The sequence below is a fragment of the Labilibacter marinus genome (genome assembly GCF_001659685.2).
GTDB lineage: Bacteria > Bacteroidota > Bacteroidia > Bacteroidales > Marinilabiliaceae > Saccharicrinis > Saccharicrinis marinus.
In genome coordinates this window covers 16,021-30,667 of record NZ_LXYE02000068.1, presented here as the reverse complement: position 1 = coordinate 30,667, position 14,647 = coordinate 16,021, and the positions used below count along the sequence as shown (strand labels likewise).

Genomic DNA, 14,647 nt, shown 5'->3' with positions numbered 1-14,647 from the left:
CTTTAAACCTTAATGCTGCTGCGCGATTGCATCGCGTTGCTTCTAAATAAACAAAAGCTGCACTTATTTCTAAATGCAGCTTTTGTTACTTATATCTCTTAATCATACGAAAAATTCGTGCGACAGCAGGGGTATACACGTTATGGGAACACTCAATATCATCAGAAACAAAATACTAGCAAGGATATTTGCTGTTGCAAAAAGGGGCACTCCTTATGTGGATACATATGGATATGCCTCTTGAAAAAACTTAATTATTTATTTGTTTTAATCTTAGAATACGGGGGGCTGGTCAATCTACTACAACAAAATCTTCAAATAACAACACTGTGCCCAGCTTAATACTATCAAGCATATAATGAATATCACCCGTAATTAAGTTATACCCCTTTCTATACTTATCAATTTGAAAGTTAAAATCTACTACTCCTTTTTCGGTTCTAATTTCTCTAATCGTATCTTTAAATGTGAAATTAGGATACATTTCACCTAATTTTACAACTAAATGGATTTCTTCCTTTTCTTTCTCACTAAATGGCATATAAGATTTAAGATTTACATTTAAACTACTTCCTTTATATATTGTGTCTTCTAAAGTAACATAAGTATAAGAATTAAATAAACTATGGACATCAACGTTCCTATTTCTAAAATCAAGTGAACCTATCGTTTCAAAATAAAATTTTGATTTAGCAATAGCATATTCTATTGTTGTAAAGGTATTGTCGGCTATATAAATGGTTGTATCTTTTAATCCATTGTCCTTTCTAATTGTAGTAATTGTATCTCCAGGCTTATATTCTCTATAAAGTTTCCTTGCTACAACAGTATCTTCTAACCATAAGTACTCAGAATATAATTTACCCATTTTATCGTAGTTAGCTTGTATACTATTAGACTTATCATTATTGAAGTATTGGGACAATCTTCTTCCGTCATCATATTCGACTCGTAACAAACCATTCAATAATCCATGACTATAATTTGTCCACTTTTGATATTGTTCTTTTCGAATGTAATTATAACAAGTTCCATGCAACCTTCCTTCAGAATTAAAACGCAAAGAATCCTTAACTTCTCCCGATTTATAATAATTAATTATTTTATAAGGGACACTATCTCTATTGCCATGAGAATACCTAATAGATTCAAGCTCCCCAGAAGAATAAAATGTCTTCTTAATAAAATTATTCTTTATACATGAAATACTACATATCATGATAAGACCATATATAACTTTTATATTTATTTTCATTTTTTTTGAATATAATATGAAGAATCAACGTCTTTGGATCCAGAAGTTCTATATAATACTTTTTTCTTTACATGTTCATATCCAGGATTCGTTGTCTTATATCCATCTTTGCTAATATAAAGAGTATCAACGATAACTTTTGTTTCTTCTTGTTTTTTTATATTTGTTTTACCTCCACTGGTATCAACTTTTTTACCTTTCCCTGTTTTAGTTTTTACAATGTATTCGTCAGATCCTTTTTTAGGTTCTTTGTGTAATCCAGATAAAAAATTTTCTTGTTCCATAGGTAATGGCCCCCATGCTCCTGAAGCATCTACAAAATTTTTTATTTCTGCTTGATCAAAGGTATTAGCCAACCAATGTTCTAACCAAGTTGCTTCTCTTACCCTGTATGGGGTTGGTCTATAATAACCTTTTCCTTCTGCATCCAAAAGGTAAGCCCAATTAATATAAGATGATTTTTTTGACTTAGTCTTGCTTTTATTCTTGGCTACAACAGTTGCATCACCTCCAATCCTATAAACTGGCATCCATGGCCCCTTAACTTTGTAAGGTTTTTTCCTCCAGAATTGCCACCAATGTTTCCTTTCTTTTTTCGGTTTCTTAGTTTTTGTTTCTTTTAATCCAAATGGGTCTATGTAGTTCATCGGATTATTTGTTACATAATGGTATGGAGTCATCTTAAAGGAGTACTCACATAGAGGGTCAATACAGTGCCACCTTCCCAAACTAGCATCATAGAACCGAGCTCCATAATCGTACCAATCTAAACTAGCACCTTCAAACTCGTTAGCTTGAAGCTCTTTTCCGTTATAAAGATATTTATTTAGTTGGTAACTACTACCCAAGTGGTTTTTTAGCATGTACTAAGGGTATTTTTCAGGTAAGGATAAGATTAAATAAAGAGGAATAATGAATCTCACTTTGTGATGATTTTGGCATTAATTCTATTTTATGGTTTAAAATCTTATTTTTGAGAAAATTTAATACCAAATACCCCATTATGTACTTATTGGAAGCATCGGAGGTGGTTAAAAGATATGCCAACCATCTTGCATTAGATAATCTTGACGTTCAGATTCCCCAAAATGAAATATTCGGACTTTTGGGACCCAATGGCGCAGGTAAAACTACGTTTATTCGAATCATCAACCATATTACCATGCCCGATAAAGGAAGTATCCTTTTTAATGGCAGGCCACTAAAATCCGAAGATATTTATAATATAGGTTATCTTCCTGAGGAGCGAGGTTTATACAAAAAAATGAAGGTGGGCGAACAGGCTTTATATCTTGCTCGCTTAAAAGGCATGAGTAAAAACGATGCCTATAAAAAACTAAAATATTGGTTCGAAAAATTTGAGATTGGAGCTTGGTGGGATAAAAAAGTAGAGGAGCTTTCAAAGGGAATGCAACAGAAAGTGCAGTTTATTGTAACGGTATTACACGAGCCTAAATTGCTTATTTTTGATGAGCCTTTTAGTGGTTTTGATCCCATTAATGCGAATTTGCTAAAACGAGAGATTCTTGAACTCAAAGAAAATGGAGCTACTATCATTTTTTCTACCCACAATATGAGTTCTGTAGAGGAGTTATGCGACAATATTTGCCTGATCAATAAATCAAAAAGCATTTTAAAGGGTAAGGTAGATGAGGTAAAGCAAACCTTTAAAAACAATGAGGTGATGATTGATTTTGCTGGAGAAAAAGCTTTGTTTGAAGAAAAGCTTAATGGCGACTATCAATTAAAATCGCTCAACGAGAATCATGGTGGTTATCTGGCCAAAATAAAAATGAATATGGGTGACGATACCAATCAGCTAATCTCAAAATTACTGCCTGATTTTAAGATTAGAGGATTTCAGGAAATACTACCTACCATGGACGAGGTATTTATTAAAGCGGTAGAACAATCTAACACGAAGCAATAACCCTATTACTATTTTTGAGATGAACAAGATATCCTTAATTATACAAAGAGAATATTTAACGCGCGTTAAAAAGAAGAGTTTTATTATCATGACTTTTTTAAGTCCGGTAATATTTGCTGCTATGATGGTTGTTCCGGCTTGGTTGGGTTCGCAAGAAGATACCAAACATAAGGTGATTGCAGTAGATGATATTACAGGGCAGTACGCTTCGGCCTTAAAAAGTACCAAGTATATTAAATATCAAGCATTAGACAATCAGCAAAGTCAAAAGGATAAGCAGGCCTTAGCCAAGCAATTTGATGCTTTGTTGGTGATAGAAAACGATTTATTAGAGAATAAACCCCAGGTTCAAATTTTTTCTGATGGTCAGATAACCATGGATGTTACTGATAATATCAAATACCATTTAAACAAACATCTGCGCGAGCTAAAACTAAAAAGCTATGATATTGAAGGTTTAGATGAAAAGATTAAAGAAATCAATAACCTCAAGATCAATCTTAAAACCATTCGTTTAGACGAAGATGGATCCGAAAAGCAGAGCAGTGCAGAGATGGCTATTTTTATTGGTATGGCTTCTGCCTTACTTATTTATATGATCATGATTATCTACGGTACTCAAGTAATGCGTGGTGTTATTGAAGAAAAAACCAACCGTATTGTTGAGGTAATGATTTCATCAGTAAAGCCTTTTCAGTTAATGATGGGTAAGATAATTGGTATTGGCTTGGTCGCCCTAACGCAGTTTTTTTTATGGATTGTTTTGACTGGCGGTGTTATGTTTGCAGTGCAAACCATCTTTACAGATGCAGAAACCAAAGCTGAGATAACGCAATCGATGGAGAAAGGGCAAGTAGCTAATGCCGCTGAACAAAGTAATGAAGTAGCTGCCACCATTGAAAAGGTAACCAGCATTATTGCCGATGCCAACCTACCGTTAATACTAGGTATGTTTGTTTTTTATTTTATAGGAGGATACCTTATTTATTCAGCATTGTTTGCTGCCATTGGCTCGGCCATAGATAACGAAACTGAAACGCAACAATTTGTAATGCCCGTTTTACTGCCGCTTATCTTATCCATTTATGTAGCTATGGCGGTATTCCGAAATCCACATGGCGATATTGCTTTTTGGTTTTCGATGATACCACTTACTTCACCTGTTGTAATGATGTCAAGGATTCCTTACGATGTAGCACCTTGGGAACTTATTTTATCAATGACTATATTAACGGCTTCGTTTGTGTTTTTCACTTGGTTTGCCGCCCGAGTATACCGTACTGGTATATTGATGTATGGCAAAAAAGTGAGCTACAAAGAGATTTGGAAATGGTTTATACAAGCCGGAAAATAAAAGAAGTATATGCAAATTGCTATTATAGATTTAGGCACCAATACATTTAATTTATTAATTGCAGAGGTAACTAAAGACAACAGTTATAAAATTCTGATTGAAACCAAATATCCAGCAAAGCTGGGCAAGGGTGGCATCAATAATAAAACCATTACGCCCGAGGCTTTTGAACGAGGCTTTGCTGCCTTGCAAACGCATCTGGATACCATCAAGCAGTATCAGGTAAATTCCATTCATTGTTTTGCTACATCGGCTATTCGTTCGGCAGCCAACGGGCAGGATTTTGTGGATGCGGTAAAGCAAAAGTTTGATTTAGATATCAAAGTAATTCCAGGTTCAAAGGAAGCGGAATTAATTTACGATGGGGTAAAGCAGGTAATTCCAATAGGTAGCGAAAAGATACTGATTATGGATATTGGCGGCGGTAGCACCGAGTTTATTATTGCCAATGCCCAAGGTGTTATTTGGAAACACAGCTTTGAGTTGGGAGCAGCTCGTATGCTGGATTTAGTACAGCCATCTGAACCAATGACGGAGTCTGAAGTTGAGCATGTAAACCAATTGATTAACGAAAAGTTAGAGATTTTATTTAAGGAGTTAGAAAAGCATAAAATAACTAACTTAGTAGGGTCATCGGGTTCTTTTGATACGATAGCCAACATGGTGTCTGCCGAAGTTCACCCCTTTTTAGATATGAGTAAATTAACCAGCTATAGCATCAGTGCCGAGGCTTTTAATGGTTTACATCATCAATACCTAAATAGTACTGTTGAGGAACGAATGAAAATGAAAAGAATGGATCCGCATCGTGTTGAAATGATTGTTTTGGCTTCCATTTTTATTCAATTTATGATGAAAAAACTTCATCTAAATCAATTATCTCAATGTACATTTGCACTGAAAGAAGGTGCAATTCATCAAATATTAAACAATAAATTGTAAGCAATATATCATGGCAAAAATATTAGTGATCGACGACCAAAGGAGCATTCGTAATACCTTAAAGGATATTTTGGAATACGAAAGCCATGAGGTTACTGTTGCGGAAAACGGAGAAGAAGGTGTTGAGGCGTTTGACAAAGGAAAATTTGATATTGTTCTTTGTGATATTAAAATGCCGAATATGGACGGCATGGAAGTGTTAGAAGTGATTACGGGTAAAACACGCGAGATACCTGTTGTGATGATCTCTGGCCATGGAAATATTGATACTGCCGTTGAAGCGATTAAAAAGGGCGCTTACGATTTTATTGAGAAACCACTCGATTTAAACCGCCTTTTAGTTACCATCCGTAATGCGCAAGAGCGTAAGGATTTGGTGGTAGAAACTAAAGTATTAAAACGTAAAGTCAGCAAAGTATACGATATGATTGGAGCTTCTGAGCCTATTGAAAAGGTGAAGGAGATGATTGATAAAGTAGCCCCTACCGATGCACGTGTTTTAATAACAGGTGGCAACGGAACAGGAAAAGAGTTAGTGGCTCGTTGGTTACACGAAAAAAGTAATCGCGCTGATCAGCCTTTTATTGAGGTGAATTGTGCTGCTATACCTTCTGAGTTAATTGAAAGCGAATTGTTTGGTCACGAAAAGGGAGCTTTTACTTCTGCACATAAACAGCGCAAAGGGAAATTTGAGCAAGCCAACGGTGGAACCATCTTTTTAGATGAGATTGGGGATATGAGCTTAAATGCTCAGGCTAAGGTATTGAGAGCTTTGCAAGAGAATGTAATTAGCCGTGTAGGTAGCGACAAGGACATTAAAGTAAATGTTAGGGTTTTAGCTGCAACAAATAAAAGTCTAAAGGATGAAATTCAAGAGAGTAACTTTCGTGAGGATTTATACCATAGATTAAGCGTTATTTTAATTCACGTTCCTGCATTAAACGATAGAAAAGAGGATATTCCTATGTTGGCAGCCCATTTTAACACCATGATTTGTGGCGAGTTGGGTATTGCTGAAAAACAAATTGAAGAATCTGCTATTACAGAATTGCAGAACTTAAACTGGACGGGAAATATTCGAGAATTCAGAAATGTAATTGAGCGATTAATTATTCTAAGTTCCGAAACTATTTCGGATAAAGATGTTAAGATGTATGCAGTACATCAAGGCTAAACAAAAGTGGTATGCGGATTGAGAAAGATTTTATAGGTACATGCGAAATTGCTGATGATGCGCTTTATGGAATTAATTCGATAAGGGCGCGAGACAACTTTCCCGATGCCACGCCATTTCATCAAGAATGGTATCAGGCCGTGGGAACGGTGAAGCAAGCTTGCTACGAAACCTATGCTAAATTCAAACAAGCCGCTCTTTCTAAATTTCCCGATAAAGACATTAAATATATTGATGATGTAGTAATTGAAGTGATGACTCAATCGGCCATCGAAGTGAGCAGGGGTGATTATTTTTCTCACTTTATTGTTCCTGCCATACAAGGAGGAGCGGGTACAAGCATCAATTTAAATATCAATGAAATTATTGCTAATTCTTCCTTAATTAAATTAGGGAAAAGCACGGGCGATTACAAGAGCATTGACCCGATTGAGCAGGCTAATATTTTCCAATCCACTAACGATGTTATCCCTACGGCATTAAAAGTGGCTGTTATTTCTTTATTTAAAGAGTTAGATGAACTGATTAATGAGGTGCTGCAATCGTTGGAGTTTTTGGAAAATCAAACCCGAAATTCGTTACGGCAGAGTTATACGCAAATGCAAGCTGCTGTGCCGTCATCGTACGACAAACTTATCAGCGGTTATAATAATGCGCTTTCTAGAGACTGGTGGCGGGTAAGCAAATGCTTTGAGCGAATTAAGGAGGTGAATCTTGGAGGTGGCGCTATAGGAACAGGTATGTCTATACCTAGTTTTTTTATTGTGGAGGTCGTTAATCAGTTGCAGCGCCTAACAGGTTTACCTATCACACGTTCAGAGAATTTATCCGACAATACCGCTAATCTGGATAGTTTTGTTGAGGTGCATGCAACCATAAAAGCGCACGCTGTAAATCTGGAAAAGATGGTTTCTGATTTACGTTTATTAGGCTCGGATTTATTCAAGAATAGAGAAATTTATTTGCCGCAAAAACAGGTAGGTAGTTCTATTATGCCAGGGAAAGTGAATCCTGTAATACCTGAATTTGTAATTTCTGCGGCACATAAAATATATGCCAACGACCAATTGATTAGTAGTCTTTGCGCACAAGGTTGTTTGGACTTAAATGCTTATTTGCCCACCATTGGGCATGCATTATTAGAAAGCATTAAACTTTTGATAGCATGTAATAAAACCATTAAGACTAATCTGCTAGCCGAAATAAAGTTTAATAAAATAAAGGATGAAGATTCTATTCTTCTTAATCCATCTATAACTACGGCATTGTCTCCTTATATTGGCTATCATCACGCGAGTGAGCTTTCTGCCTATATGAATGCGAAGCATTGTACGATTGTTGAGGCAAACAATAAGCTTCAATTAATTGATGGTAATGTGCTTGCAGGCCTGTTAAAACCTGAGCAATTATTGAAACTTGGATATCGCCTAAACGACGTAAAAGATAATTAATTTGATAAGTTGTTATGATTTTAAAAGTTCTTTCTTATTTTTAAACAATAATCCAGTAAAATCCAGATGAGTAATCAGGTTCAATTTTCTTATCAGATACAACCGCCAGGTATAGCTTCGGGGAAATTAACCGTATTGAACAAACATGTAGATTTCCAGATTACCAATATTAGCAATCCTATTTACGATTTATTAAAAGGCTTGGTTAATATGATTGTAGAACCCAAACATTTATGGGATGAGGAAAATATTTGTTGGGTAGATTGGTTCAGCGAAACTTCGTGTGTTAAATGGATTTTATCTACTACCGACGGAAAGAATATTAATATAAAAATAGTTACTTCTCCAGATATTTTTGATGATTCCAACGCAGAAGTAAGCCTCGAAAATCATTGTGGCTTTATGGATTTCTGTTATGGGATTGTTGCAGAGCTCGATCGTTTTATCAAAGAGCTCGGATTGCTTAATTATGAGCAAACTTGGAGAAAAGATGAATTTCCACTCACCTATTTTCTGATATTAAAAAAATACCTGATTGAACATGAACTTTGGAAAGAATCGAAAGTTAAACCAGGTAATCTGATTGACGAGATTGATATCCTAAATGCTTAGGAACTATAAATAATCTTCCGAATTATCTTCTAAATCCGCAAAAGGAGCCACAGCTCTATTGTAAATTCCTAATACGTATGCTATGGCCATTCCATAATTAGTAACTGGAATATTAGCATCAATGGCTGGCTTTAATCTATTTACCAATTGCTTTCTGGAGATAACACAGCCTCCACATTGAATAACTAAAGCATAACTTTCTATTGGGTGCGGTAAATTATCAAAACCCGAAACTACGTCATATTCGTGTTGCTTCCCGGTAAAGTTAGATATCCATCGTGGTATTTTAGAACGACCAATATCATTACACGAAACATGATGTGTGCACGATTCAAGCAAAAGAATTCTATCGCCATCCTGAAGTTTTGAAAGAACGGGAGTACCTTGCAAATAGCTAGCAAAATCACCCTTGAAACGAGCCAGCATAATGCTAAAGCTGGTCAAAGGAATATCCTTAGGTATAGATGCATCTGCCTTTAAAAAAACCTGACTATCGGTAATAACAAGCGAAGGTTTAATGTTGGTTTTCATTAAAAAAGCATCTACTTCTCTCTCTTTTAGGACAATGCAAACAGCGTCGTTGTCAATAACATCTCTAATGGCTTGTACTTGAGGTAATATAAGTCTGCCTTCAGGAGCTTCAATATCAATGGGAGTTATTAATAAAACTATATCTCCATGTTTTACTACATCGCCTAATAAACTGGGGTTAGAGTATGCCGATTCTGGTATGCTATCTTTAATTAACTGTACTAAAGGAGCTACCTCTTCCTCTCTATTAAAAGTTAATAAGCCTTTGGGGTTTAAATTGGATAATTCATTTTTAAAGGTTTCGTTAGGCAGCGATAAATCACTTTTGCTAAATACAATAATAAAAGGCACATCATAATCCTTAAAGCTTGCTACAATATCAAGCTCTACTTTATCTAGTTTGTTATCACTCACTAATAAAATGGCCAAATCCACTTGTTTGATAGACTTCTGGGTTTTCTCAATACGCTTGTTTCCAAGTTCACCTACATCATCAAAACCAGCGGTATCTATGAGCACTACTGGACCAAAACCTGTAATTTCAAAGGACTTTTTTACAGGATCAGTTGTTGTTCCTGCCACATCGGATACAATCGCAATTTCTTGCCCCGATAAACGGTTTACAAGTGTACTTTTACCATAATTTCGTCTTCCAAAAATTCCAATATGTGGTTGTCGGTCCTTTGCCATTGTTTTTTTTACAAAGTAAATAAAATCTTATCAAACTATATTTAATAAGGTTTAAAGCATGTAGTCAATTGACCAAATAGCAACTTTTAGTTATCACGTTTTGGGTTATTTTAAACACCTAACAATTTGTTAATGGAAGATATAGGCTGATATACCTAAAAAATGTGTTATTTAAAGGATTATTAGTCTATAACAAGCTTATTGCATTGCAGAAATTGAATAAAATCACGTTATTGTAGTGAGGGCATTCTAAAAAGCTTATAGATTCGCTGAGAGAAGGTTATTCTTACCTAAGTAAAGTGGGATTATGATTCAATTTGAAGAACTACTTGTTGCATTAAACGAATTAGAGAACATTGTGGTTGTTTCTGATATTAAAGGAAACATCCGTTATGTGAATGATGCGTTTGTGGATAAGTATGGCTACAGCAGAGAGGAAGCGATAGGAAGTAACCCAAGTATTCTTCGTACAGATTACCATAACGATGGCTTTTATAAGGAAATGTGGCGAACCATTTTAAATGGGGACACATGGGAAGGTACCTTTTTAAATAAAACTAAATCGGGAAGATTAGTTTGGGAAGAGGCCAAGATATCACCCGTTCATAAAAATGGAGAATTAGATGGTTTTATTGCTGTAAAAGAAGATATTACCTACAAGAAAGAATTAGAAGAACAGTTTCATAAAGAAAAGTTTTTACTGGATGAACTCTTTGATAATGCACCTGTTGGAGTAATTTTATTTAAGCCAATATATGCTGAAGATCGTTTAGATGATATTATTGTTATTAAAGCAAATCCCATTGCAGGAGGCGTATTTAATCGACTAGGATTAGTTGGACTTACATTAAAACAGTTTCTGCCAGATTTTCCTAACCTAAGAGATAAAATAGTTGAGATGCTTCATGAGAAGCAAATATTTGAACATTATTTCTCCAGTATCGATAAGCATCTTAATATGCGAACCTTCCCGTTGGAGAATGATAGGTTCTGCATGTACGTGCACGACGTTACTAAATACCGTAACAATATAACTGCGCTTCAAAAAAGTGAACAAAGATATTCGAGTTTGGTAGAGGATTCTCCTGCCTTAATAAGACGTTTTAATATACAAGGTAAAATTAGCTACGTAAATAGCTATTATGCTGATTATTTTGATAAAACACCCAATGAGTTTATAGATGCCAATGTATTTGATTTAATTAAGAAGGAGGAGCAGCTTTCGTATAAAGAAAAACTAAACAAACTATCGCCTAACAACCCAATTGTTGAATATGAACAAAAGATTCAGCTGCCTAACGGACAAGAACGCTGGCAAAAATGGGTGGATAGAGCCTTGATAGATGCTGGTGGAAATATTGTAGAGTATCAGTCAGTTGGAATGGATTTTACTCAGCTAAAAAGGGCAGAAGAAAAGTTAGAAGAGCAGCGTAACAGACTCAATGCCATTTTCGATAATTCCATTATGGGAATTGGGGTAGTTGATAAGTTGGGAAACATTCAAATGGCTAATTCCCGTCTTCTTGAAATGCTGAATTATTCTACAAATAAAGAACTAACTGACTCTAATTACTTTAATCATATTTTAGAAGATGATAAGGAAGATGTGCAAAATAGTTTTGTTGAAATTTTTAATAAAAATTCAAAGAGCATTAATCTTCAGCGGAGGCTAGTAAATAATAACGGTGATATTTTTTGGGTAGACATATTTGTTTCTCCAATTTCAGAAAAAGATGGAAAGGTGCACGAAGCAGTTGGGCTAATCATTGATATTACCCGAAAACACCAAATGGAGGAAGAGCTCGTTGCGAGTGAGAAAAAACTGAAGAAATTAAATAATACAAAAGACAAGTTGTTCTCGGTTATTGCTCATGATATTAAGAACCCATTTAATGCCATATTAGGATTTTCGTCCTTACTGAATAAAAACTTAGATAAATTTTCGGAGCAAGAGGTTAGGGAGTTTACAAAACGTATTTTGGAAGCTAGTGAGCAGACTTATAAGCTGCTAGAGGATTTATTGACATGGGCCAAGTCGCAGTTGGGACAATTATCAGTTAGGAAGGTAGATTTTAGCCCAAACATAATGATTAACGACTGTATGGAGTCTCTTCAGTCCATTGCTCAGAGTAAAAATATAAGCCTTCAAAATAAGGTTTTTGATATTGAGAGTATTAACTGTGATATAGAGATGTTTAAGTTTGTGATTAGAAACCTACTTCACAATGGAATTAAGTTTTCACAGCCAAATTCTTCGGTGGAATGCGGAGCTATGGAAGATAAGGAGAATGGTTTAATCACGTTTTATGTAAAAGATTATGGTGTTGGTATAAATCCAGAAAAGCTTAAAATTCTGTTTAATCTGGAAGAATTCCTTTCTACCGTAGGCACCTCTCAGGAAAAAGGTACAGGTCTTGGCTTATCATTATCAAAAGAAATGGTAGAATTAAACGGAGGGTCAATAGAAGTATTTAGTGAGGTGAATGCAGGATCAGAGTTTAGAATAACTTTTCCTCATAAATAAAAAAAAGCACCTTTTCAGGTGCTTTTTAGTGTTATTAAGAATGTCTTTTCTTCAGTTCGTTTGCCAAGTCTTCTATTCTATATCCTTTGTAAGTTAATAGAACGATCAAGTGATAAAGTAAATCAGCTCCTTCGTATAGAAAGTTTTCATCATCATTGGCCATAGCACCAATAACTGTTTCAATAGCTTCTTCACCCACTTTTTGTGTTATTGTTCTAATTCCTTTGGTAAATAAAGATGTGGTGTAAGAACCTTCAGGCATCTCTTGCTTGCGTTTATCTATAAAATCTTGCAAGTGTGATAAAAAGGTAATATCTGCGTTGTTGTTCTCCTTAAAACAAGTGTCATCGCCTTTGTGACAAGTTGGCCCTACAGGATTAGCTTTAATCAATAAAGTATCATTATCGCAATCAATCATGATAGATACCACATTTAAAAAGTTACCCGATTCTTCACCCTTTGTCCAAAGTCTACTTTTAGTGCGACTAAAAAAAGTTACTTTTCTCTCTTGCTCGGTTTTGTCATACGCCTCTTGGTTCATAAAACCTAGCATTAACACTTTGTTGGTGCTGGCATCTTGAATAATAGCAGGTACTAAACCATTTCCTAACTTGTCAAAATCTATTTTCATTTTTTATTGTATTAAGATAAATGAACACAGAGGCACAAAGACACTGAGTTTATTTCTTTTATATTCTATTATAGTCTTACGTTAATTCCTTCGTTATTCAGATAAGCTTTTAAATCGGGAATAGCGATTTCTTTGTAATGAAAAATACTGGCAGCTAAACCAGCATCTGCTTTTCCAGTTGTAAAAACATCTTTAAAATGCTCCATGCTTCCAGCTCCGCCACTTGCAATAATCGGAATAGAAAGCTCGGTTGACATTTTGGCTAAGGCTTCATTAGCAAATCCTTGCTTTACTCCATCATGATCCATTGAAGTAAATAAGATTTCTCCAGCCCCTCTTTCTTCTGCTTCCTTAGCCCATGAAAAAAGACGTTTTTCAGTTGGAATTCGACCTCCGTTTACGGTAACAATCCATTCGTCACCATCAAAGTGTTTAGCATCTATAGCCACAACCACAAACTGGCTACCAAAGTTCTTGGCCATATCGTTAATGAGTTGTGGATTTTTAACCGCCGAAGAGTTTATACTAATTTTATCGGCACCAGCATTTAAAAGAGCCTCCGCATCTTTTATTTCGCTAATTCCACCACCTACAGTAAATGGAATATTAATATGCTGCGCAATTCTTTTTACCAAGTCCACAAAAGTCTTTCTACCCTCATGGCTAGCCGTAATATCTAAAAAAACCAACTCATCGGCGCCTTGCTGGGCATAAAGAGCTCCCAACTCAACAGGGTCGCCCACTTCTTTAATGCCTACAAACTTGATTCCTTTAACGGTCATGCCGTTTTTAATATCTAAACAAGGTATTATTCTCTTTGCCAGCATTATGCGTATTTTTCAAGTTGTTTTAAATCAATTTTACCTTCGTAGATGGCTTTTCCAGTAATAACAGCAGGAACTTTAGCTTCAACAAGTTTGTCGATGTCTTCTATTGAGCTTAGTCCACCGCTTGCCACCAAGTATAATTCAGGAAACTCAGCGAGGATTTTTTTATATAAATCAACCGAAGTTCCTTGTAACATTCCATCTTTGCTAATGTCAGTACAAATAACTTTAGTGATTCCCTTATCTGTATAATCTTTTACGAATGGCAGTAATTCAAGATTTGAAGTTTCTAACCAACCAGAAACAGCAATCATTTCATTTTTTACGTCGGCTCCAAGGATTATTTTTTCAGCACCATATTTTTCAATCCAGCCTGTAAATACTTCCTGGTTTTTAACGGCAATGCTTCCTCCCGTAATCATCTGTGCACCACTCTCAAAAGCAATGCGCAAATCGTCGTTAGTTTTTAGTCCGCCGCCAAAATCAATCACCAAATTAGTTTTGGAAGCAATGGTTTCTAAAACTTTATAATTGATGATTCTACTTGCTTTCGCACCGTCTAGATCCACTAAGTGAAGTCTTTTAATACCATGCTCTTCGAACATTTTGGCTACTTCAAGCGGATTTTCGTTATATACTGTTTTCTGGTCGTAATCGCCCTGGCTAAGTCGTACGCACTTACCATCAATAATATCAATTGCTGGAATTATATCTATCAATGCCATC

Annotated in this window: 13 protein-coding genes; 7 read left to right on the top strand and 6 right to left on the bottom strand. The window is 35.5% G+C overall.

Annotated elements, in window-relative coordinates:
- Window positions 1-292: 292 nt before the first annotated feature.
- Both A8L32_RS23030 and A8L32_RS23025 read right to left on the bottom strand, forming a co-directional pair.
- Window positions 293-1,219, bottom strand: coding sequence for a toxin-antitoxin system YwqK family antitoxin (locus A8L32_RS23030; RefSeq protein WP_143525215.1), 927 nt, complete (start codon window positions 1,217-1,219; stop codon window positions 293-295).
- Between the two features lie 32 nt (window positions 1,220-1,251).
- A complete protein-coding gene (locus A8L32_RS23025; RefSeq protein WP_066633725.1) occupies window positions 1,252-2,118 on the bottom strand; it encodes an RHS repeat domain-containing protein in 867 nt (288 codons plus the stop codon).
- A gap of 110 nt (window positions 2,119-2,228) precedes the next feature.
- Here A8L32_RS23025 and A8L32_RS23020 point away from each other — a divergent pair, with 110 nt between their 5' ends.
- The 6 genes from A8L32_RS23020 (at window position 2,229) to A8L32_RS22995 (ending at window position 8,718) form a co-directional block, all read left to right on the top strand.
- Window positions 2,229-3,185 (top strand): ABC transporter ATP-binding protein, encoded by a 957-nt coding sequence (locus tag A8L32_RS23020; RefSeq protein ID WP_233145523.1) that lies wholly within the window; start codon window positions 2,229-2,231, stop codon window positions 3,183-3,185.
- 19 nt (window positions 3,186-3,204) lie between these two features.
- Window positions 3,205-4,539, top strand: coding sequence for an ABC transporter permease (locus A8L32_RS23015; RefSeq protein ID WP_066633718.1), 1,335 nt, complete (start codon window positions 3,205-3,207; stop codon window positions 4,537-4,539).
- Between the two features lie 9 nt (window positions 4,540-4,548).
- Window positions 4,549-5,481: a Ppx/GppA phosphatase family protein gene (locus A8L32_RS23010; RefSeq protein ID WP_066633710.1), complete on the top strand. Its 933-nt coding sequence runs from the start codon at window positions 4,549-4,551 to the stop codon at window positions 5,479-5,481.
- Window positions 5,482-5,491: 10 nt separating this feature from the next.
- Window positions 5,492-6,655 (top strand): sigma-54-dependent transcriptional regulator, encoded by a 1,164-nt coding sequence (locus A8L32_RS23005; RefSeq protein ID WP_066633708.1) that lies wholly within the window; start codon window positions 5,492-5,494, stop codon window positions 6,653-6,655.
- A gap of 11 nt (window positions 6,656-6,666) precedes the next feature.
- The gene (locus A8L32_RS23000; protein ID WP_066633705.1) at window positions 6,667-8,106 is read left to right on the top strand and encodes a lyase family protein; all 1,440 of its coding nucleotides are present in this window, start codon (window positions 6,667-6,669) and stop codon (window positions 8,104-8,106) included.
- Between the two features lie 66 nt (window positions 8,107-8,172).
- Window positions 8,173-8,718, top strand: coding sequence for a hypothetical protein (locus tag A8L32_RS22995; protein WP_066633703.1), 546 nt, complete (start codon window positions 8,173-8,175; stop codon window positions 8,716-8,718).
- A 3-nt stretch (window positions 8,719-8,721) separates the two neighbouring features.
- On the opposite strand, the gene hydF is transcribed toward A8L32_RS22995, so the two are convergent.
- Complete coding sequence (gene hydF, locus A8L32_RS22990; protein WP_066633701.1) at window positions 8,722-9,939, bottom strand: [FeFe] hydrogenase H-cluster maturation GTPase HydF; 1,218 nt, start codon at window positions 9,937-9,939, stop codon at window positions 8,722-8,724.
- Between the two features lie 307 nt (window positions 9,940-10,246).
- On the opposite strand from hydF, the gene A8L32_RS22985 reads away from it, so the two are divergent.
- On the top strand, window positions 10,247-12,463 hold the full coding sequence (locus A8L32_RS22985) for a PAS domain S-box protein (protein WP_066633697.1): 2,217 nt from the start codon (window positions 10,247-10,249) through the stop codon (window positions 12,461-12,463).
- A gap of 34 nt (window positions 12,464-12,497) precedes the next feature.
- Here the strand turns inward: A8L32_RS22985 and hisIE are convergent, their stop codons facing one another.
- The 3 genes from hisIE to hisA form a co-directional block, all read right to left on the bottom strand.
- Window positions 12,498-13,094 (bottom strand): bifunctional phosphoribosyl-AMP cyclohydrolase/phosphoribosyl-ATP diphosphatase HisIE, encoded by a 597-nt coding sequence (gene hisIE / locus A8L32_RS22980; protein WP_066633694.1) that lies wholly within the window; start codon window positions 13,092-13,094, stop codon window positions 12,498-12,500.
- A 68-nt stretch (window positions 13,095-13,162) separates the two neighbouring features.
- Entirely contained in the window at window positions 13,163-13,921 is a 759-nt protein-coding gene (gene hisF / locus A8L32_RS22975) for an imidazole glycerol phosphate synthase subunit HisF (protein WP_066633680.1), read from the bottom strand.
- Window positions 13,921-14,646 (bottom strand): 1-(5-phosphoribosyl)-5-[(5-phosphoribosylamino)methylideneamino]imidazole-4-carboxamide isomerase, encoded by a 726-nt coding sequence (gene hisA / locus A8L32_RS22970; protein ID WP_198931841.1) that lies wholly within the window; start codon window positions 14,644-14,646, stop codon window positions 13,921-13,923. Before hisA ends, hisF begins: the two co-directional genes overlap by 1 nt.
- Window position 14,647 lies beyond the last annotated feature (1 nt).

Excerpts from the sequence above, each read along its gene's own strand:
- A8L32_RS23030 (WP_143525215.1), bottom strand. The coding sequence starts at position 1,219 with ATGATATGTAGTATTTCATGTATAAAGAATAATTTTATTAAGAAGACA.
- A8L32_RS23025 (WP_066633725.1), bottom strand. The coding sequence starts at position 2,118 with ATGCTAAAAAACCACTTGGGTAGTAGTTACCAACTAAATAAATATCTT.
- A8L32_RS23015 (WP_066633718.1), top strand. The coding sequence starts at position 3,205 with ATGAACAAGATATCCTTAATTATACAAAGAGAATATTTAACGCGCGTT.
- A8L32_RS23010 (WP_066633710.1), top strand. The coding sequence starts at position 4,549 with ATGCAAATTGCTATTATAGATTTAGGCACCAATACATTTAATTTATTA.
- A8L32_RS23005 (WP_066633708.1), top strand. The coding sequence starts at position 5,492 with ATGGCAAAAATATTAGTGATCGACGACCAAAGGAGCATTCGTAATACC.
- A8L32_RS23000 (WP_066633705.1), top strand. The coding sequence starts at position 6,667 with ATGCGGATTGAGAAAGATTTTATAGGTACATGCGAAATTGCTGATGAT.
- A8L32_RS22995 (WP_066633703.1), top strand. The coding sequence starts at position 8,173 with ATGAGTAATCAGGTTCAATTTTCTTATCAGATACAACCGCCAGGTATA.
- hydF (WP_066633701.1), bottom strand. The coding sequence starts at position 9,939 with ATGGCAAAGGACCGACAACCACATATTGGAATTTTTGGAAGACGAAAT.
- A8L32_RS22985 (WP_066633697.1), top strand. The coding sequence starts at position 10,247 with ATGATTCAATTTGAAGAACTACTTGTTGCATTAAACGAATTAGAGAAC.
- hisIE (WP_066633694.1), bottom strand. The coding sequence starts at position 13,094 with ATGAAAATAGATTTTGACAAGTTAGGAAATGGTTTAGTACCTGCTATT.
- hisF (WP_066633680.1), bottom strand. The coding sequence starts at position 13,921 with ATGCTGGCAAAGAGAATAATACCTTGTTTAGATATTAAAAACGGCATG.
- hisA (WP_198931841.1), bottom strand. The coding sequence starts at position 14,646 with ATGGCATTGATAGATATAATTCCAGCAATTGATATTATTGATGGTAAG.